19 protein-coding genes are annotated in these 20,822 nt (G+C 49.2%); 12 read left to right on the top strand and 7 right to left on the bottom strand.

Annotated elements, in window-relative coordinates; translation table 11 throughout:
• The first annotated feature begins 186 nt into the window (after positions 1-186).
• The 5 genes from HP399_RS05145 to HP399_RS05165 all read left to right on the top strand — a co-directional run bounded on the left by HP399_RS05145 (position 187) and on the right by HP399_RS05165 (position 5,373).
• Positions 187-1,017, top strand: a complete 831-nt coding sequence (locus HP399_RS05145) for an MIP/aquaporin family protein (RefSeq protein WP_173616738.1) — start codon at positions 187-189, stop codon at positions 1,015-1,017.
• Between the two features lie 54 nt (positions 1,018-1,071).
• A complete protein-coding gene (gene glpK / locus HP399_RS05150) occupies positions 1,072-2,571 on the top strand; it encodes a glycerol kinase GlpK (protein ID WP_173616737.1) in 1,500 nt (499 codons plus the stop codon).
• Between the two features lie 147 nt (positions 2,572-2,718).
• Complete coding sequence (locus HP399_RS05155) at positions 2,719-4,389, top strand: glycerol-3-phosphate dehydrogenase/oxidase (RefSeq protein ID WP_173616736.1); 1,671 nt, start codon at positions 2,719-2,721, stop codon at positions 4,387-4,389.
• 13 nt (positions 4,390-4,402) lie between these two features.
• Positions 4,403-4,957: a glycerol-3-phosphate responsive antiterminator gene (locus HP399_RS05160; protein WP_007718417.1), complete on the top strand. Its 555-nt coding sequence runs from the start codon at positions 4,403-4,405 to the stop codon at positions 4,955-4,957.
• A gap of 275 nt (positions 4,958-5,232) precedes the next feature.
• Positions 5,233-5,373 (top strand): hypothetical protein, encoded by a 141-nt coding sequence (locus HP399_RS05165; RefSeq protein ID WP_173616735.1) that lies wholly within the window; start codon positions 5,233-5,235, stop codon positions 5,371-5,373.
• A 75-nt stretch (positions 5,374-5,448) separates the two neighbouring features.
• Here HP399_RS05165 and HP399_RS05170 read toward each other — a convergent pair whose 3' ends face one another.
• Positions 5,449-6,858, bottom strand: coding sequence for a MocR-like pyridoxine biosynthesis transcription factor PdxR (locus HP399_RS05170; protein ID WP_173616734.1), 1,410 nt, complete (start codon positions 6,856-6,858; stop codon positions 5,449-5,451).
• Between the two features lie 127 nt (positions 6,859-6,985).
• Here HP399_RS05170 and HP399_RS05175 point away from each other — a divergent pair, with 127 nt between their 5' ends.
• Positions 6,986-7,963, top strand: a complete 978-nt coding sequence (locus HP399_RS05175; RefSeq protein WP_173616733.1) for a proline dehydrogenase family protein — start codon at positions 6,986-6,988, stop codon at positions 7,961-7,963.
• On the opposite strand, the gene HP399_RS05180 is transcribed toward HP399_RS05175, so the two are convergent.
• From HP399_RS05180 to HP399_RS05205, 6 genes are all read right to left on the bottom strand, one after another.
• Positions 7,955-9,076, bottom strand: a complete 1,122-nt coding sequence (locus tag HP399_RS05180; protein ID WP_173616732.1) for a sensor histidine kinase — start codon at positions 9,074-9,076, stop codon at positions 7,955-7,957. The two genes, HP399_RS05175 and HP399_RS05180, sit on opposite strands and share 9 nt — an antisense overlap.
• Entirely contained in the window at positions 9,027-9,722 is a 696-nt protein-coding gene (locus HP399_RS05185; RefSeq protein ID WP_173616731.1) for a response regulator, read from the bottom strand. Before HP399_RS05185 ends, HP399_RS05180 begins: the two co-directional genes overlap by 50 nt.
• A gap of 20 nt (positions 9,723-9,742) precedes the next feature.
• Entirely contained in the window at positions 9,743-10,312 is a 570-nt protein-coding gene (locus HP399_RS05190) for a peroxiredoxin family protein (protein ID WP_173616730.1), read from the bottom strand.
• A gap of 17 nt (positions 10,313-10,329) precedes the next feature.
• Positions 10,330-11,037, bottom strand: a complete 708-nt coding sequence (locus HP399_RS05195) for a cytochrome c biogenesis CcdA family protein (RefSeq protein WP_173616729.1) — start codon at positions 11,035-11,037, stop codon at positions 10,330-10,332.
• Between the two features lie 17 nt (positions 11,038-11,054).
• Entirely contained in the window at positions 11,055-11,744 is a 690-nt protein-coding gene (locus HP399_RS05200; RefSeq protein ID WP_173616728.1) for a prolipoprotein diacylglyceryl transferase, read from the bottom strand.
• Between the two features lie 128 nt (positions 11,745-11,872).
• Positions 11,873-12,868, bottom strand: coding sequence for a hypothetical protein (locus tag HP399_RS05205; protein WP_173616727.1), 996 nt, complete (start codon positions 12,866-12,868; stop codon positions 11,873-11,875).
• A 203-nt stretch (positions 12,869-13,071) separates the two neighbouring features.
• On the opposite strand from HP399_RS05205, the gene HP399_RS05210 reads away from it, so the two are divergent.
• From HP399_RS05210 to HP399_RS05235, 6 genes are read left to right on the top strand one after another with little or no spacing between them, the layout of a single operon-like run.
• A complete protein-coding gene (locus HP399_RS05210; protein ID WP_228088453.1) occupies positions 13,072-15,447 on the top strand; it encodes a DUF7408 domain-containing protein in 2,376 nt (791 codons plus the stop codon).
• Complete coding sequence (locus tag HP399_RS05215) at positions 15,444-16,370, top strand: ABC transporter ATP-binding protein (RefSeq protein WP_173616725.1); 927 nt, start codon at positions 15,444-15,446, stop codon at positions 16,368-16,370. Before HP399_RS05210 ends, HP399_RS05215 begins: the two co-directional genes overlap by 4 nt.
• On the top strand, positions 16,367-17,227 hold the full coding sequence (locus HP399_RS05220; RefSeq protein WP_173616724.1) for an ABC transporter permease: 861 nt from the start codon (positions 16,367-16,369) through the stop codon (positions 17,225-17,227). The genes HP399_RS05215 and HP399_RS05220 overlap by 4 nt, the downstream gene beginning before the upstream one ends.
• Positions 17,228-17,230: 3 nt before the next feature.
• Positions 17,231-18,928: a hypothetical protein gene (locus HP399_RS05225; protein ID WP_173616723.1), complete on the top strand. Its 1,698-nt coding sequence runs from the start codon at positions 17,231-17,233 to the stop codon at positions 18,926-18,928.
• A gap of 30 nt (positions 18,929-18,958) precedes the next feature.
• Positions 18,959-19,942 carry an AAA family ATPase gene (locus HP399_RS05230; RefSeq protein ID WP_173616722.1) on the top strand — a complete coding sequence of 328 codons (984 nt, stop codon included), beginning with the start codon at positions 18,959-18,961 and terminating at the stop codon, positions 19,940-19,942.
• Positions 19,939-20,820, top strand: coding sequence for a DUF58 domain-containing protein (locus HP399_RS05235; RefSeq protein WP_173616721.1), 882 nt, complete (start codon positions 19,939-19,941; stop codon positions 20,818-20,820). Before HP399_RS05230 ends, HP399_RS05235 begins: the two co-directional genes overlap by 4 nt.
• The last annotated feature ends 2 nt before the right edge of the window (positions 20,821-20,822 follow it).

Raw genomic sequence — 20,822 nt, forward strand, 5'->3', positions numbered from 1 at the left:
CTTAAGTTAATAGTGCTGTGGAGATTGGGAGATCAGCTAATATTTGTAAAATGAGGGCATTGCCTCTTGTTTTGCGAGTATTAGCTTTTTTATTTTCTCTCCAAACAAACCACGAAGGAGTTAGCGTATTGTAAGCGCTTTACGGGAATAGGTTTACGTTTTTTCCAAAAAGGGGGAGGATGGGCCATGTCTATTTATGTAGGGGAACTGATCGGGACGATGATCTTGATCATTTTGGGGGCAGGTGTTTGCGCCGGACAGAACTTGAAAAAGGCGTATTCCCAAAACGGCGGTTGGATTGTGATTACGCTGGGCTGGGGGCTGGCAGTTGCGTGCGGAGCGTATGCAGTAGGAAGCATTAGCGGAGCGCATTTGAATCCGGCACTTACGATTGCACTGGCAAGCATCGGTCAATTTCCGTGGGAGCATGTACCGGGCTACGTAGCGGCTCAACTGATTGGGGCGTTTATGGGAGCGACGTTCGTTTGGATCTTTTATTACCCGCATTGGCGTGAGACGAATGATGCAGGAGCCAAATTGGGCGTATTTGCAACAGGTCCCGCGATTCCCAATACAGTCGCAAATCTGTTCAGTGAAATTTTAGGTACGTTTTTCTTGGTGCTCGGTCTACTGGCGATTGGAGCGAATAAATTTGCAGAAGGACTGAATCCGTTTATCGTCGGCTTCCTGATTGTCGCAATCGGTTTGTCTCTTGGTGGTACTACTGGCTATGCGATCAATCCAGCTCGTGACCTGGGACCTCGTCTCGCTCATGCTCTCTTGCCCATCCACGGCAAAGGAAAGTCCAACTGGCGCTATGCATGGATTCCTGTTGTTGGACCTATCATTGGAGCAGTAAGTGGAGCGTTTTTTTACAAATGGACGTTTACAGATCATTCGCTGACAGGTGTAATAGCATTAGCGGCTTTCATGGTGATTGCCATCGTGGTCGGAATGACAACCAAAAAATCAATCGGCAGCAAGGAGCGACTCGCATCCGAAAGTGCGCGTTCCTAGACATAAAGGTAAAAATGAAGGCGATTCCATATGAGTGAAGGAGGAACAGTTGTCATGGACAATAAATATATGCTTTCCCTCGATCAAGGAACCACGAGCTCTCGCGCTATTTTATTCGATAAATCAGGTGCCATTATCGGTGTTGCCCAGAAGGAATTCACGCAAATCTATCCGAAGCCAGGTTGGGTGGAGCACAATGCCGAGGAAATCTGGGAAGCACAGCTGGAGGTTTTGAAAGCGGTTTTACTGGAGAATCATGTGAAACCGGAAGAAATTGCAGGGATCGGGATTACCAATCAGCGTGAAACAACCGTGGTATGGGATAAGCACACGGGTAAGCCGATCCACAATGCGATTGTATGGCAAAGCAGACAGTCCATCGATATTTGCAACCAGTTGAAAGAGCAAGGCTATGAGCAAACCGTTCGTGAAAAGACAGGCTTGTTGATTGACGCTTACTTTTCCGGTACAAAGGTAAGATGGCTGCTTGATCATGTGGAGGGAGCACAGGAAAGAGCCGAGAAAGGCGACCTCTTGTTTGGAACCATCGATACGTGGCTGATTTGGAAGCTGACCAATGGCCTTGTACATGTGACCGACTATTCCAATGCTTCGCGCACGTTGATGTTTAATATTCATTCCTTGGAGTGGGACGACGAGCTGTTGAACATGCTGCAAATCCCGAAAGCCATGCTGCCAGCTGTCCGTCCTTCCAGCGAATTGTACGGCTACACAGACGAAAAGCTCTTCGAATTCCAGATTCCGATTGCCGGGATTGCTGGAGACCAGCAGGCTGCTTTGTTTGGGCAGGCGTGCTTTGCAGAAGGGCAGGCCAAAAACACATACGGAACAGGTTGCTTCATGCTGATGAATACCGGAGAAAAGGCAGTTGCATCCAAAAACGGGTTGTTGACGACCATTGCCTGGGGAGTGGATGGCAAGGTAGAGTACGCCCTGGAAGGCAGTATTTTTGTGGCTGGTGCGGCGATTCAATGGTTGCGTGACGGACTCAAGCTGATCGAAAAATCATCGGATTCGGAAAAACACGCACTCTCTGTTGACAGCACAGATGGTGTTTATATGGTTCCAGCCTTTGTTGGACTGGGAGCACCGTATTGGGATATGGAAGCAAGAGGTGCGATCTTTGGCTTGACCCGTGGAACAACGGAAAATCATTTGATTCGCGCTGCGCTGGAGTCTCTGGCGTATCAGACGCGGGATGTGCTTGAAGCGATGGAGGCTGATTCCGGCATCCGGCTGCAAAAGCTGGCGGTGGACGGTGGAGCCGTGGCGAATAACTTTTTAATGCAGTTCCAGTCTGACATCCTGAATACAGAGGTTGAGCGTCCGCGTGTCAATGAAACGACTGCGCTGGGAGCAGCTTACCTGGCAGGGCTTGCCGTCGGGTATTGGGGCAGCAAGGAAGATATTGTGAATAACAAAGTGGTGGAGCGCTCCTTCTCACCAGATATGGCGGAGGAAGTGCGCCAGGAGTTGTACGCAGGTTGGAAGCAAGCTGTTACGGCAACGATGGGTTACAAGATTAGGCATTGATTTTTGTGTAAAAGAGGTCTAAAGTTAAAGATAAGTTAATCATGCTGTGGAGACTACGGAGACAGCCAGTATCAGAAGAGCAATGACATTGCATTGCTTCTTTTGGATATTGGCTGTCTTTTTCTTTTAGAGAGGATGAGAAGAAAGATGAACGATCAACATTCATTATCATCAAGTCAACGCCAGGCTTGTCTGGATAAAATGGCAAACAAACAACTCGATCTTTTGGTAATTGGCGGTGGGGTGACGGGAGCAGGTATTGCCCTCGACGCAGCCGCGAGAGGTCTGAGTGTCGGACTCGTGGAAAAACAGGACTTCGCTGCGGGTACCAGCAGTCGCTCTACCAAGCTCGTTCATGGAGGATTGCGCTATTTGAAGCAGGGCGATGTGCAGCTGGTGCGGGAAGTAGGCCGGGAGCGAGCTATTTTGTATCGCAATGCGCCACATATCGTCATCCCGGAAAAAATGATTTTGCCCATCGTGAAAAATGGTACCTATGGCAAGCTGGCAACCTCTATTGGTTTATATGTTTACGATGTGTTGGCTGGAGTCGAAAGAAAAGAACGACGCATCATGCTGAACAAACAGAAAACCGTGGAGGCAGAACCGCTGTTGCGCCGCGATATTCTCAAGGGCGGCGGGCTCTATTTTGAATATCGGACAGATGATGCTAGGCTTACGGTTGAGGTCATGAAAACAGCAAGCTCGCATGGAGCGCTCTGCGTGAACTATACGGAAGCCATTGGCTTTATTTATGAAAACGGCAAAGTCATCGGGATTCGCGCGAAGGATTTGCTTACAGGTACGGAGTACTCCCTCCATGCCAAAAAAGTCGTCAATGCAGCAGGTCCTTGGGTGGATCAGCTTCGAGAAAAAGACCACTCCCTGTATGGCAAGCGCCTCCACCTGACAAAAGGTGTCCATCTAGTCGTGCCATATAACAGACTGCCGTTGAAGCAGGCCGTTTATTTCGATGTATCCGATGGGCGCATGCTGTTTGCCATTCCACGCAATAACAGTACGTATATCGGTACCACTGACACGAATTACAAAGGTGTGCTGGAGCGGCCAACGGTGACGAGAGAAGACATGCAGTATGTATTGAATGCCGCGAACGAGATGTTCCCTTCTGTGAAGCTGACGGAACAGGATGTCAGCTCCAGCTGGGCAGGACTCAGACCGTTGATCCATGAAGATGGCAAGTCCCCATCCGAATTGTCTCGCAAGGATGAGATTTTTTACTCCAAAAGCGGGCTGATTACGATCGCAGGTGGAAAATTGACGGGCTTCCGCAAGATGGCCGAGCGCATTGTGGATGTGGTGGCCAAGCAGTTGACCGAAGAAGAGGGCAGAACATTTGAAGCTTGTCGGACAGACAAAATCGTCCTCGCTGGCGGAAAATTTGACTCCGCAGCCAAGATTCCTGTATTTGTGAAAGCACAGGCAGAGCGACTTCGCCAATGGGGAATCACCGAGGAACAAATCCGCGTTCTGGTCGGAAAATATGGAAGCAACAGTGAGCAAATCGTAACAATGTGCCAGGAGTTTTTGACACAAAATGCTCAAAATGTGTCTCCGATCGAAGCACTGTTGAAAGCAGAACTGCGCTACGCTGTAATGGAAGAAATGGTCATGACCTTGAGCGATTTTCTGATTCGTCGCAGTGGCAGACTATTCTTCGAGAGGGATACACTGGAGCCCGTGTATCGATTGGTGGGAGAAGAGCTCGCTCATGAGCTGCAATGGTCGGATGAGAGGAAAGAACATGAAATAAAAGCGTTTGAAGAGGAATATCATCTAGCGAAAACATTTCAATAGGGGTGATTCGTGATTGGCAAACCAGATCAATCAAGTCATACTTCCTGCAGCCCGGACATTGAAAGAATTTGATGAACTCATGGAAAGCTGCTACGAGCGCATTATTTTGCTGAATGCCCATGTAGCGCAAGTAAAGCCACTGGGAAAACGGGCCAGAGCGTTCGGAAAAAAACTGCTGATCCATGCTGATCTCATAGACGGCTTGAAGTCTGATGAATATGCGATGGAGTTTCTTGCGCAAGAAGCACAGCCCGAAGGAATCATCACCACACGGAACAGTGCCGTTCTTGCCGCCAAGAAAAAAGGGCTCATTTCCATCCAACGACTGTTTCTCATTGATACGATGGCATTAGACAGCAGCCTTACCCAGCTTGCGAGAACCAAACCGGATTACGTCGAGGTTTTGCCAGGAATCATTCCCCACCTGATCGAAGAAATCACTGTACGAACCAACATTCCGGTTATCGCTGGAGGATTTATTCGTACAAAGGAAGATGTGGATCGCGCTATTCTTGCCGGTGCGACATCTGTAACCACTTCTCGCAGAGAGCTGTGGACGAAATCATAATGGCATATCAGGGTAGTCAAAAGCCGGTCATTCCTGTTCGTAGGAATACCGGTTTTTTTGATAGGTAGATACCCTTTTATTTATAGGGATGTCAGTAGTCTATGCGGATGAACGCCACCGTGCATATACACATATAGTCAGCAAAAATAAGAGGAAAGAAGGCGAGTGCGTGAATTATCAAAGCTCTCAATGGCAATCATCGTATTCTTCGCGGGAAGGACATTCTTCTTATTACCCTTGGCAAAGGGATCGGGAACGGCCACCAGGATGGGATCGTGGAAGGGACTGGGACCACGGTAGAGGAAGAGGCGAGCATAGACCTTTCCGGAGTTGGGAGTTTGACCATAGAAGGAGATGCCCGGATCACTGTCGTTGGTGCCCTCCTGGCTGCTGCGGACGCTTTCGTTAACAGATAAGTAATAGACTAGAGCCAAATCTTGAGACGTATGCGAGATTTGGCTCTTTCTTTGGGGAATAGAGGAAGGCGACACTTAATCGCCAATAATACACCTGATCCTCTTGACACCTTCTTCGATCTGTTCCTCGGTAGTATTGCCGTATCCAAGAATGATTTTATCCGTATGATTGCCTTTGACAATGGCGTGTTCCTCGACCGGGTAGACACGCACTCCGGCTTGCTCCAGTGCGGCCAGGACTTCAGGCGTGAAGCGAACCGTTGGAAAAGCAGCTACGATGTGCAGACCAGCAGCTTCCCCCCAAATGCGCATACCATCACCAAAAGCCAGTTGCAGAGCATCAATCAAGCATTGTCGGCGTTTTTTGTACAGCTTTTTTACGCGATTCACGTATTTCTCTAGGTGCCCCTCCTCGATAAAAACTCCTAGGGCAAGTTGATCAATCGAAGGGGCGTGCAAATCGGATAGCCATTTCGCTTGCTGATAGGAAGCTACCAATGCTTTTGGCAGGACGAGGTATCCCTGGCGCAGACCGGGAGAAAGAATTTTGCTAAAGGAACCGATGTAGATGACACGCTCCGAGGCGAGTCCCTGAATGGAACTGATGGGAGCAGTCTCATAGCGAAATTCGCTGTCGTAATCATCCTCGACAATGTAACAGTCAGCTTCCCGTGCATAACGAATGAGTTGAAGTCTTCGCTGGATGGGCATGGTGCCGCCGAGTGGGAACTGATGAGAAGGCGTGACAAATACGAAGCGGGGGCGATGGTCAGATAATGACGGTAGCTGTTCCATATCCATCCCGTGAGCATCTGTCGGGACAGGCAGTAAACGAGCACCTGTCCTGGTGAAAATACTCTGGATATCGTGCGTGATCGGGTCCTCGATGACTACTTGACTATCAGGACGCAGAAGCACGTTGGCAATCAGGGTGAGCGCCTGAGTTGCCCCGGATGTCGTAATGATTTGCTCGGGGTCGCATTGCACGCCGCGCGTTCGATACAAATAGCGACACAAAATCGTGCGCAGCTCCGTGCGTCCCTCGGGACGATTATAGCCAAAGACTGACAGTGGCGCTTCCTGACAAACGCGCTGGACGGTTTTGCCCCAGAGGTTGCGTGGAAAGTGCTCCAGAGCAGGAACACCGGAGCGAAAATCGATCAGCTTGCTCTCGGATTCGATGAAATGCTGATCCACTTTTGACAACCCAGTCTCTGTCAACCGGGCGTGCTGTTCCAAATAAATGCCCGAAGCAATAAAATACCCAGAGCCACGTCTGCTCTCGATGTAGCCCTCGGCTAATAGCTGCTCGTACGCCTCTAACACCACATTGCGAGAGAGGTGCAGTTCACTGGCTACTTTGCGGGTAGAAGGAAGCTTGAAGCCGGCTGTCAGTTCTCCACTCAAAATCTTTGTGCGTAATTCAGAATAGATTTGTCTGATTAACGGAATGGGTTTCTCTCGGTCAATGGTCATCCAGAGCAAGGCGTGTGAGCCTCCTTACGTAACTGGTCCTCTCGAAATAGTGGGAAACTGGACCTAATCCACACAAGCGTACCATGGTAGGGTGATGGAAGAGAAGAGGTATGCCACTGCCAAAGGAGAGAGAAGGATGACACCAGAAGAGAGAAGAACCGCAGAGATTTTGCGTACAATCGCCCGTGATGAACGAATCAAGGAAGCGGTCAGAACATCGCCCTTGCTATATCCGTTGCTTTTGACTGCTGCGAAACGTTATGTGACAGGCGAAACGCGTGCGGATGCAATGAAAATAGCCCAGCGTTTGGAAAAAATGGGCTACCGTCTATCCGTTGAACACATTGGTGAAAATATGCTGGATTTGCAGGTAGTACATGAAGCGCAGAGGGAATTTCTGGCGCTAACTGCGGAGTGTTCCCAACTACATACACCAGTCGGAATCTCCTTTGATCTGTCCCATCTTGGCTTGTTACTGGATCAAGAGCTGGCTTTTGCTCACGTAGAAGAGTTGGCGGAGCGGGCGAGGCATAGCGGACAATATTTGATGATCAGCATGGAGGAATCGACGAAAACAGAGGCGATCATCAGCATGTATGAGCGCTTGGCACAGCGACATGAAAAAGTGGGCATTACCATCCAAGCCCATTTGCACCGCTCGTTAGATGATGTGAAACGGGTGCTCGGACTTCCGGGGAAAATTCGTTTGGTCAAAGGCGCATTCAAGGAACCCCAGGAAATCGCATTGGCGCGTTCAGTGGAGTTGAACGAACGATACCTGGAGCTGGCTGACATGTGTGTGCAAGCTGGGCGCGAATGCTCACTCGCCACCCATGACCAAGCGATTGTAGACGAGCTAGCCCGTCGAGACTATTTGCACCGACCAAATGTAGAGGTCGAGCTGTTATACGGGGTTCGCCCTGAGCTGGCTCATGCCTTGCGAGAAAATGGGGTTCCATTGCGCTTGTACCTCACATATGGGACAGAGTGGTACTTGTACTTGTGTCATCGACTGGCGGAGCACCCGCCTCTTGTGCATCAGGCGATTGCCGATATGTTTGAGCCGACGAGGCTTCAGGATGTAGGGTATGGCATAGGAAATCGTTCAATTTGATGTGGGATGCTGCAAAGGTATGGTAAACCAAAAGGAATGCTGCATCCCTTGTGACTGCAACCCAACTTTTCCATTCTGTTGCTCGATAATTTCTTTTACGAGAGATAAGCCTAATCCCGATCCACCTGTATCCCTGCTCCGGGACGAATCTAACCGATAGAATCTCTCGAAAATGAGAGATTCTTTTTCTTTCGGAATCGGCTGGCCGATATTCGTGACGGTAACCTGGTAGGCAGACTCAGTGTGCTTTCCTGTAATAGTCACCCAGCCACCCTCGTCATATTGCAGTGCATTCGTCAGGAGATTATGCAACACTTGTTTTAACCCGTCTTCATCTCCGATTACTTGCGCTGCCTCTATATCGGAGGATATCGCAATTTCTTTGTTCCTGAACTCCAAAGAAAAATGCTCGAGACAAGATTCCATAATCTTATCGATAGCGAGTACACTGCTCTTATTGTCGTTCGATATTTTCTTTCCTTGCCAGACATTTAATTGGTGCAGCTGCTCTACCAAACGGGTAATGCGTATGGATTCTTCGTGAAGGGATTGGAACAGCTCGACCGAGCCTTGAATAATTCCAGAGCTTAGCGCTTCCAAATACCCGTTAATATTGGTTAATGGGGTCCGCAGTTCATGGGCAATATCAGCCAGCATTTTTTTTCGTAGCTCTTCGACTTGCTTCAATTTCAGGCTTAATTGATTAAAATCAGCCGTCAACTGTCCGATTTCATCGCGAACTCGAATGGTGAGGGGATCTGGCATGTCTCCTTGAGCCATTTGGCGTGTAGCACTCCCTAATTTCTTGAGCGGTTGAAGCAGCTTCTTGACGAAAAAGTAGTGGAAAATCCCGGCAATCACTGCGGTTGCCAAGCTGGCTTTGATCAAAAATGTCTGCATCGTTTGCGTAAATGCAGCACTTTCTGCTGGACTTACAGAGGGGGAGTTTGCAAAAAGCAGGCAGGCATAGTCTTTCACAGTAACGCCAGCGAGCCAGATCGCGATACCAATCACGGCTGCGTTGATCAAAATAAGCTTCCATAAAATATTGATTCGAACAGGATTATTTTTGATAAGCAACAAAGCGATACCCCATTCCCCGGATGGTTTCAATGAGTTCGCTGTCACCATCCCACTTCAGTTTTTCTCTCAGCTTGCCGATGTGCACATCAATCGTTCTTTCCGTCACGACCTTTTCATTGTGGGGATACAGTTCATCAATGATCTGTTCCCTGGTCAGTATTTGGTTGGGGTGCATCATCAAAAAATACAACAGGCGAAATTCGTGCTGTGTTAGCGAAAGGCTCTCTCCTAGGTAATGAACTTCCCCGCGTAATGCTTTTATCGTTAAACCCCGATACGTGATTTTGCTGCATCGTTGGTTCGTTCTGCGCAAGATAGATTCTACCCGTGCAACGAGTTCACCCGGGCTAAATGGCTTCGTCACATAATCATCTGCGCCTGATTTTAAGCCTTCAATCCGGCTTTGTTCCTCGACCTTTGCCGTTAACATGATGATAGGGATTTCTTCCTTCCAATCTGCCCGGATGCTTTTGCAAACTTCTTCTCCACTTACTTTTGGGAGCATTAAGTCCAGAATAACAAGACAAGGGTCGTATTTTCGAAAGGCAACGAGGGCTTCCTCACCGTCTCCGGCTTCATATACCTCATATCCTTCCTTTTCGAGGTACAGGACAATGAGTTTACGAATCTTCACGTCATCCTCTACTACTAATATTCCGGTCCCCTTGATTGCCATTTTGCATACCTCCTGACTCACTAACGTGTCTGTGCAACCATATTTTCCATCATCTCATAATTCATCGGACCGATTACTTTCTGCTGAATGACGCCATTCGAATCAATGATATAGCTGGAAGGAAGTGCTACGACTTGATAGATATCCGCTACCTCATTTTGTTCATCCAGTACGACCGGGAATGTAATCCCGAATTCATCTAAAAATGCGGGGATACTGTCTACATTTTTCTCTGATGTGGTCATATTTACAGCAAGAATCGTGACATTTTCATCTTTGTATTTCTCGTAAAATTTTTGCATGTCCGGCATTTCTGCTCGACACGGTGGACACCAGGTTGCCCACATATTCACGATGACCTTTTTTCCTCGCAAATCGGAAAGCTTGATACTTTTTCCATCCAGAGTATTTAGCTCGAAGTCAGGCGCTAGGTTGCCTTGGTTAATCCCAACAGTCAGGGAAGAGTCTGTCGTCGCTTGCTCACTGCTCGATAGTCTTGCTTCACGGACATCATTTTTCTGTATGGTATCGTAAGCTCCCCATCCAACCAATCCGAGCAGGAGTACAATCACGATTATATTTTTCTTCATGGAAAATCATCCTTTCATTATAGCACTGGAGCGAATTGCGCCAGCCAGGCACTTAATTTCTGTAATTGCCCCGTAAACAGCAGCAAGCCCATCACAATCAAAATCCAACCATTTATCAGAGACAGCCGTGGCAGCCATTTATTTACTTTTTTCATGACACCTAACGATCTTGTAATCAGTAAAGAAATCAAGAGAAAAGGCACTCCTAAGCCGAGCGAATAAAACAGCAGCAAAAAGATCCCACTGTACATCGTTTCAGCAGACCCTGCCAAGAGCAGAATCGAAGATAAAGCGAGGCCCACGCAAGGTGTCCAGCCTGTCCCAAAAGCGAGACCGACTACAAATGAATGCCATCCGTTCTTGGGCCCTTTGATTTCCCATTGCTTTTGAAACATGAGAAAACGTAGGTTTAATAGCCCAGCTGTCTGTAGACCGAATAGGATAATCAGCAAGCCTGCGACCTTTTCTAATACCCCTCGATTGGCAACGAAAAATTGTCCGATCATACTGGCAGAGGCGCCCATCATCATGAAAACTACAGTAAAGCCAAGGATGAAAAGGAGAGAACGAACCATCAGCACTTTTTTGGAAACACTTATCTTGTCGCCGCTCACATAGGAACCCGTAAGATTGGCCACATAAGCGGGCAAAAGCGGAAAAATACAAGGGGAGAAAAACGATAGCATTCCTGCCGCTACAGCAAATAAGATTGAAATTTGATCCATTGAAAAATCCTCCATGCTTACGATTCTTGCAAGCTTCTTTCTTTGCTGAGATTTTGAAAAAACAAACAGCACAGGGTAATGGCTAAAAAGAATAGCTGCTCACTGGATAAACCCAAAAACACCGCGACAGAATGACCTTTCAGAAAGCCGTTAAACATTTGTCCCATGCTATACCAAAGGATGAGTTGATTGATATCACGGGGGTTCCCAACGCTCTCTTTTTTGCGATATATCCAGATCAGCAGTACGATCGCAAGGACAAGCTGGCTGAGATCATACAGGCGTGATTGCAGCGGATGGTTGAACAAAAGTGGGAACAGAGAATAGACGAATTGATAGGTAAACAAGCCCACCGCCATGACTGCGGCATACAACCAAAAGGAGATGGCGCGCCTTTTGGATTGAATGTACAGGAAACAAAGGACGACGATTGCAGCTAGCCAAATTCCTCGCTCGCCCCCTGAAAAATAAAGTAGGTAGTAAGGATTGTTCAGCACACTAACGGGATTGAAAAGAATGACACTAAACTTCCAAATCAAGAAAGCCCAGAAAAGTACATTGGATATATCCTCCATAATCGGCTTGCTTACATCGATCTGGTTCTTCACCCAATACTTCATGGCTATATAAGCTGTCAGTGCAGAAAGGGCGATTGCGATCCATTCGTACTTGATAATCAACGGGCCCCAGACGATAGCGTCTTGCATGATGTTCCGCCTCCTTTCTCCCATACTGTAGAACCTGATTGTTAAGATTCATTAAAGAAGCGAAAAAAGCTAAGCTCTCGGAAAGAAAGAGAGAGCTTAGCTTTTTTGATAACAGATAAATCTATGGATTAACGCTGGACGTTCACACAAATTCCCCAGCCAAACAGCTCCTGATTCATGATCTCCGCCCGAATCGTGTTTACCCCTGCGTGCAGGCGAACAGATACTTTGGTGTGCTTGCTTCGAATTCGTCCGTCACTTTCTGGGGGATTCCATCTCCACACGCCTTGATGCACTTCCTCTTCATTGACCCAAAGTCGCAAATGATCGCTGAAGCCAAAATGGAGTTGAGTCACAGTCTCATAGGGAACCGTAATCGTGCTTTTGGCTTGGACACTCATCCCAGGCTTTGCAGAGAAGAGCCGATTGAAATTGAGTGTCCCATTTTCTTCGACTACTGCATCTGTCCATTCCGTCAAGATTGTAGATTGATCATGAGTGAAGTAGGGCTTTGAAATGAGCCATTCCGTAAGATAACCCTCCGCTGCGAGCTGTTGCCGATCTGTCTCGGTAGGCATGACATCGGTCGGCGTGATTTCTGTTACCGTTAGATTGCGAATGTATGCGGGCAAGTAGTTCCAGAAACCGATTTTCCCAAGCGACGCCCCGTGCTGTAGATTGGAAATGACCAACTGCGGCGCAGGATCTTCTCCCAAATAAACGACAGCCCCTTTTGCTTGAACCTCCACAGCAAGCGTCTTCCATTCCCCAGTTGTGTAAGACAACGGGTTTTGATAGCGAGGGCCGTTATAAATTTGCCACGTCATGGACCCATTCATGATCGGATCATACTGAATTTCTTCCGGGGCGAGGTAAACCAGCTCGTAATTATGCGAATCTCGTGCACCAAAAACGAGTCCAACAAAGCCTACCTGCTTTGGTATGGCTACTTCCGCTTGCAGTCGAAAGCATGAATAGGGGACAGCCTGGCGCAGGAAAACAGGAGCCCCCATCCCCTGCAGGTAGAGCGCTTCGCGGTCTCCCCATACACCTGGGCTTGCCTGTGGTTCCTCGAGATCAAATTCGTGCAAATCATCTCGCAAATTCCAAGAAAACGTAGACATTTTTATTCCACACTCTTCCTTGTTCATGACTGTCATGTTACCTGAATGATTTTCCAACAGCCGTGTAAAATCCTCTCGCACTTGGTGACCAATCGACTTCATTTTGAAAAAAATTGTAGCTATTTGTCTGGAAATAACGTCAATAACTGTATGAGATGAAAAGATAGGAAGAAAAAAGAATGGTCCGTGGAGGTTTTGAACGAATGAAAACGGCGCAGTGCAAGCGGTGGCTCCTGGCCTTCTGTGCGTTCCTCCTGTTGGTAGTAGGTGTTCCTTTAGGCTTAACGGGGACAGCCTTGGCAGAGGGAAACATTCAGCTGGGAGTAACAGTCGGAATTGAAGGAAAGTACAGGCAAACGGGAATGGTTCCCGTTGTCGTCACGGTGAAAAATGGAGGGGCGGATATTGAAGGCGATCTTTTTGTCGCCACGGGGGAACAGGGAGACAGTCGCTTTGCAGTTGCCAATTATCAGCCGGTTTCGATTGCAAGCGGAGTGACCAAGCAGGTAACGATTCTCGTTCCTGGATCAGAGCTGCATAGCAGTTCTTTTGTGGCCTTGATGCAAAATAATAAGATGATCGCGCAAACGCCGATAACAGGCCTTTCATACAGTGAAGATACGCTGATGATCGGCGTGTTGGCAGAAAATCCTGACACAGCTAATTTCCTTGGTGTACTGCCGAAAGGCTCTATTCATAACCCTGTCCAGCTCTTGACGATGAAGGCAGACAATATGCCAGTGACAGGTACACAGCTCCAGATGATTAATATGCTAGTCATCAACAATTTTGCTTTGGATTCATTGAATGAACAGCAGATCAAAGCGATTCGGGATTGGACGAAATCTGGCGGGATGCTGATTTTAGCCGGAGGAGCACAGTACAAGAAATCCGGAGGCGTTTTGGGTGACTTGTCACCAGTAGAAGTGACAGGAGTGACGAGCGTACAGACACTTTCTAGTTTAAAGGTGGATAAGACCAACCCGATTGCATTAACATCCCCCTTTACTGTAAGCAATGGGACATTGAAGGCAGGGAAAGTTCTGTACAGCGAAGGAAATATTCCGTTGATGGCTGTACATAACGTGGGAGCCGGAAAAGTATTGTACGTCGCCTATGATTTGGCGGCGGAACCAGTAGCCAGCTGGGCAGGAAACAGCCGCTTTTGGGCAGATACATTAGTAAAGGCTTTTGGTTCTTTCATCAACGCTTCAAATAGGAGCGTGATCGACAACGCATGGCCGCTTCAGGATGCTGCTGATCGAGTCCCATCCTTGAAAATTCCGGAGGTTGGCTGGTTCGCAGTATTTTTCGGAATTTATGCCCTGGTTGTAGGGCCAGTTCTTTTCTATATTTTGCGGAGACGCCGCAAGCAAAGCTACATGTGGGTGATCGTGCCTGCCCTTTCGGTGGTGGCGGGAATCGGAATCTTCTCGATTGGTGCCATTCAGCGCGGTGTGGGTGTAAAGCTGCACCAGGTAGGTTATGTTGAGCTGCAAAACAACGGACAGGCGAATGCGATAAGCGTAACCGCATTATTCGTACCGAGTAATGACGACTATCGTTTAACTTTAAAGGGAGAGGGCATGACCCAGCCCGTCATTGAAAGAAATTATATCGATCAAGTTCCGAAAACGTGGATTTCCATCCAGCCAGATCAGACCCATATTGATTTCCGAGATGTAGAGTTCTGGTCGATGCGCAAGGTTACGACGGAGCAATCCTTACCGGACGTAGGGAAAATAGAATCGAACCTGTCGTATGAGAATGGCGCACTGAAAGGAACTGTGACAAACAATACGAAGTACTCGCTGCGAGATGTGACGATCTCGACAGGTATAACGGTACAAGAGTTTCCGCAGTTGGCGGCTGGCAGCAGTATCGAAGTGAACTTGCCGTTTGCCTCTCAACATCAAGCAAGGCGGAACCAACATCGGATGAATACGGGGAATGCACTGCCGCAGCATATGCTATCGAATGGCTATGACAGACAAACGCGTGAGCAACTCATCGTGGAAATGCTCGACATGATGGACAGACGTGGTGGTCAGTCTGAAGTGGTAAAACTCGTGGGCTGGACCGATGAGCAAGTTGTTGAGGCTGTCGTACCAAACGAAAATACAGAGAACAGCAGCATTGCCATGGTCACTTCGACACTGCAAGTGAATCCATCCAAGGACGGACACATTTATTATCCGACGGGATCGTTTGATGTGACGATGTCGGGCAGCTCAGTTCCGGTAGATGACTACGGAGATGGCTTTAGACTTCCTGCTGGGGATATTACCTTTGACATCAATCTGAATCAGGAAGGACAGGATCTTGCCATCAGCAATTTGTATTTGTACACCTGGTCAGAGGACAATACGACATTTGAAAAAGAGGTTTACAACTGGAAGACGAAAGCTTTCGAACCATTTGAAAAAGCATTCATGAACAACGTAATGACAAGTGACAAGACCACTACTTATGTTTCGGGCGACGGCATTGTCCGCATCAAATTTGCCCACCAGTTTGAGGATGATCGCCACATTGGGGTTCCAAGTGTCAGTGTGGAAGGGAAGGTGAGCAAGAAGTGATCCAGATCCAAAATTTGCGCAAGCGCTACGGCAAAATGGAAGCGTTAAAAGGACTTTCGCTCGAAATTGACAAGGGTACCGTTTTTGGTTTCGTCGGTCCGAACGGGGCAGGGAAATCGACGACGATGTCCATTTTAGCGACTTTATTAGAGCCGACCAGTGGGAAAGCATACGTAGGCGGCTACGAAGTGACCAAGCATCCAAAGGAAGTACGCAAGCTGATCGGCTACATGCCTGACTTTTTTGGTGTCTACGACAATTTGACAGCAGAAGAGTACCTCGATTTTTACGGCGCGAACTACGATATTCCGGCAGCAGAGCGAAAACAAATTATTCCGCAGCTATTAGAGCTGGTAAATCTCACCCACAAGCGGGATGCCTACGTCGACTCGTTGTCGCGGGGGATGAAGCAGCGACTCGGATTGGCTCGCTCGCTGGTTCACAATCCGGAAGTGCTCATTTTGGACGAACCAGCTTCTGGGTTGGACCCACGTGCACGCATCGAGCTGCGGGAGATTTTGAAGGAACTGCGGGACATGGGCAAGACGATTATCATTAGCTCGCACATATTGCCTGAGCTAGCGGAGATGTGCGACGTCATCGGGATTGTGGAGGAAGGCAATCTGGTTGCCTTTGGACGAGTCGATGAGATTTACTCAAAAATGCAAGAACAGCGGGTATTGCGCATCCGCCTGTTGGATCGGGTTGAGGAAGCAATGACGCGCTTGCGTGAGATGCCCGGCATTACCAGGGTGACACGCGAAGGGAACTGGGTCGTTGCGGGCTTTTCAGGCAATGACGAAGAACAGGTTGAGCTGCTGCGGGAGCTTGCGGTGTCAGGCTATCCTGTTGCCGCGTTTAATGAGGCAGTTGGTGATTTGGAAGAAATCTTCTTGGAAATTACGAAAGGGGTGGGCTCATGAGCGACTTGAGACGATTTCGCAATCCTGTCTTGTTCAATGAATGGAAAATGCGGATGCGGACCAATCGGTCACCGTGGATCATCCTGCTCTATTTGCTCGTTTTGGGCGCAATGACGCTCACGCTGATTTTCTTTATGACAAACGGCGGCAGTTACTACAACCCGAATGATACTCGCGAGCTGTTCATGATGCTGTCTGTGTTTCAGCTCGGGATGATCTGCTTTGTCGTACCGGGACTAACGTCAGGTGTGATTTCTGGTGAGCGCGAACGCCAGACATTGAGCGTACTGTTGACCACGAATGTCAGCGCCACTCGATTGATATTAGGCAAATGGCTGGCGTCGCTCAGCTTCATGACCTTCCTGGTCATTGCGACCATCCCGCTCTATGCCATCGTCTTTTTGTATGGAGGAATTTCACCTGCACAAGTGATTAAGGTGTTTGGTTTTTACGTCATTACGATGTTCGGCATCGGCAGCATTGGTGTGCTCATGTCCACGCTGATCAAACGGACAGGTATCGCTACGGTCGTCACTTATGCCGTGGTGTTTGGATATGCGATTGGATCGAGCATACTGGCGGAAATTATCAAAGAGTTCATTCGGTACCAACGCCGGTCGGGTGGCATGTCATCCGCGAACATGCCGGACTGGCCAGATCTATTGCATAATTTCAACCCATTGTTAGCGATGTTAAACATTTTTGAAGAAGGGCCGCAGATCAGGATTGGGAATGTGGACCCGTTTGCGGTTTACTGCCTGTTTTTCGGGATCGTTACACTGTTCTGCCTTTTACTCGCCATCTATCTCATTCAGCCAGTGAAACCGAGATTTCGCAAAGTAAAAGAGGAGCAATAAGCCATGTTTACCTCTAAATCGAGCGATGAGCTGAAGCCACTGCTTGCGCCTATTCGAAAGCAACTGGGCTTGCGTGTATGGATACAGCAGCTAACGGTCTATGGTTTGTGGGGAATGGGGGCGAGTCTGGTGCTCCTCCTCCTTGCCCGCATCTGGCCGATTCCGTTTTACCAATGGATCGCGGTTGTGCTGCCAGTGCTTGTTGTCATCACGGGTCTGGTGCGTGCGCTTTGGATGCGCCCTACCTGGCTCCAATGTGCGCAAGTGGCAGACGGCAATGGTTTGGCTCAGCGAGTCGTCACAGCATGGGAGAATCAAGAGAATCAGTCGATGGTAGCGGGTATGCAGAGGGAAGACGCCCTACAGCATCTGCGAAAAAATTTGCTACAAATCGTAGAGAGCGTCCGCATCTGGTCGCTGGTCCAAATAAAGGTGTATGTCACAAGCAGCTTGCTATTGGTGTGCCTGGTGTTGTTTCTTTGGCCGAATCCTCAAGACTTGCGACTGGCCCAGATGGCTGAGGAAAAGAAAGCAATCGCACAGGTCGAGGAAGAAGTAGAGGCAATCAAGCAGGACGTGAAAAAGAATACAGACTTAACCGACGCGCAGAAAAAGCAGCTGGAGGAAATGCTGGAGCAGGCAAAAAAGGCTTTGGCGAAAGCAGACGACCAGGCAGAACGTCAAAATGCACTGCGCGCTGCGGAAAAACAATTGGAGAAGGTCAGAGATACAGAGCAGCGTAAAGAAAAAGCGCTGCAAGCACTCCAGCGCAGCTTGGGTAATCAAGAAGGAACAAAAGCCGTGGCTGGCGCGATGGAAGCAAAAGATCGACAAGCGATGACTGAGGCCCTGGCCCAAATGGCAAAAGCCATGGAAAGCATGCCGCAAAAAGAGCGGGAAGAGATCGCCCGCGAATTCGCAAGTGCAGCAGAGCAATTGAAAAAAGAGGCAGAGTCTGCCGACTCGAAGGAGCTGGAGGATATCGCCAAACAACTGGCGGAGGCAGCCCAGCAAACAGCCCAAGGACAAGTGCCTCAAGCGATGACTGCGCTCGAGAACAGCTTGATGCAAGCCATGACGGGCATCCAACAATCTCAGCAAGCCATGCTCGCAGCTATACATGCCGCTGCTTCGCTCAATCAGTCGCAAATGACGCTTGCTAGTGCAGGCGCACAAGCAGGAAATGCTGGAGCGAGTGGAGCTGGGGCAGGTACGGCAGCAACAGGACAGGCGACTCCAGCATCGGGGACACCCGGGAATCAACCAACTGCGGCAACACCGGGAACAGGTACCAACCCAAATCAAGGGGCGAACCCGGCAAACCAGCCTGGGAATGGAAATAATGGCTCGGGGCAAGGGAATGGCAACGGAAACGGCAACGGCAACGGCTCTGGCGGTCAAGGAAGCGGTCAAGGTGGCGGGGCTGGGTTAGGAAAAGGCAAACACGAGCTCGTTACCGTCCCGACAGATCGCATAGGTGGAGACAACGGACCTGTTGATACAGTCGGAGGTCAACTTGGGTCTGGACCTTCGCAGTCGCAGCAAAGCGGAAATACACAGGTTTCCTCAGGTGGAACGCTGCCGTATGAGGAAGTGTACGGCCAGTATGAGCAATTTGCCCGTGAGAGTATGGAAAAAGGCAGTATTCCCGGCGATTATCAAGAGATCGTGAAGGATTATTTCAGCAAAATAGAGCCTTAGATCATTCAACAACAGGAAGGAGACACGGCGATGGCGCAGCAAACGCTAGAAGATTGCTTGCAGCGAGTAGAGCTTGTCAGGCAGGAAATTGGAAAGGTATTGGTAGGACAAAAGGAGGTGGTCGAGCAACTTCTGTGGGCCGTGTTTGCAGGTGGACATGCGCTTTTGGAAGGCGTACCCGGATTGGGCAAAACGCTGCTTGTTCGGACACTTTCCCAAGCCTTCGAGCTGTCGTTTCAGCGGATTCAGTTCACACCGGACCTGATGCCGACAGATATTACTGGAACGAACATCCTGTTGGTCGACGAGAAGGGACAGCAGTCTTTCCAATTCCAACATGGTCCGATCTTCGCTCATGTTGTGCTGGCTGACGAGATCAACCGGGCGACGCCCAAGACGCAAAGCGCCCTGTTGGAGGCCATGCAGGAGCGAACAGTTTCAGCCGGGGGAGTGACTCGTCCGCTGCCAGAGCCGTTCTTCGTTCTCGCGACACAGAACCCGCTAGAGCAAGAAGGGACATACCCGTTGCCAGAAGCGCAAATGGACCGTTTTTTATTGAAGATCGACGTGCCGTATCCGACGGAAGAAGAACTGAAAATGATCGTACGGCAAACAACCACGAGCCAGGTGATCACCGTGGAAAAAGTGGCTTCAGCTGAGCAAATTGCTGAGATTCAGCAGGCAGCGCGTGAAGTGCTAGTTGCCGATGCGGTACTGGATTACGCCGTGAAGCTGCTTTTAGCGACGCATCCGGGGGAACAGGCGATTGCTTCGGTGAACAAATATGTGCGCAACGGCGCAGGTCCGCGTGGCGTGCAGTCGATTGTCTCCTTGGCAAAGGTACGTGCGTTATTGGCTGGCCGATACAATCTGGCGTACGAGGACGTGACAGCAGTTGCGCTGCCAGCGTTGCGCCACCGCATTTTCCTCAATTTTGAAGGAGAGGCGAACGGCATCCGACCAGACCGCGTCATTATGGATATTTTGAACGAACTGGGGACGCAGAAGGTATGAATCAACACCTGCTTGATCCGTCATGGCTCGCCAGACTGGAGCGAATGCAGATGGCTAGTCGCAAAGCGGTCAGCGGCAGCCAGGCAGGAAAGCGAAGGGCGAGACAGCTGGGCAGTTCCATGGAGTTCGCAGACTATCGGGCGTATGTTCCCGGCGATGATTTGCGGCAGCTCGATTGGAATGCGTATGCTCGTTCAGGCAAGCTGTTTTTGAAAAAGTACTTGGATGAAACAGAGCTTCATGTGAACTTGTATATCGATTGCAGTCGTTCGATGAGCTACGGGCAACCGAACAAAATGGCCCGTGCAGTCGAGATTGCCGCGGCCCTTGGCTATTTGTCCCTGTGCCACCTCGACCATGTGTCGGTCTATGCATTTGACAGCCGCATTACGGCAGCACTTACCGGACTGCAAGGAAAGAACCAGGCGCATCGCTTGCTCAGCTTCTTATCTTCCCTGCAAGAAGGGGGAACAGGTGATATTCAAACGGCAATGCGCCAGCCCGGTGCTGTCAGCGGCAAAGCTAGCACATCCATTGTGCTGTCGGACTTTTTGTTCGAGTCAGGCTATACGGAAGGCATCGCGTATTTGCAGGCGGCCAGACAAGAGGTCACGCTGGTTCAGGTGCTTTCCAAAGAAGAACTTGCGCCCACGTATGCGGGAGAGCTGCGGTTGATCGATTCAGAGACCGGGCAAGCAAAAGAAGTATCCTTGACCAGCCTTTTGATGGAAGAGTACCACAAGAGCTTGCGAGATTATCAACAAGAACTGTCCGCGTTTGCTTATGGAAGAGGGATTGCCTTCGTGTCTGTAGAGGCGGAACAATCGCTGGAATCGATTGTCTTCCATGTCTTTCGTCAGGCCGGCTTGATTCGCTAGAG

It is taken from the genome of Brevibacillus sp. DP1.3A (assembly GCF_013284245.2).
Lineage (GTDB): Bacteria > Bacillota > Bacilli > Brevibacillales > Brevibacillaceae > Brevibacillus.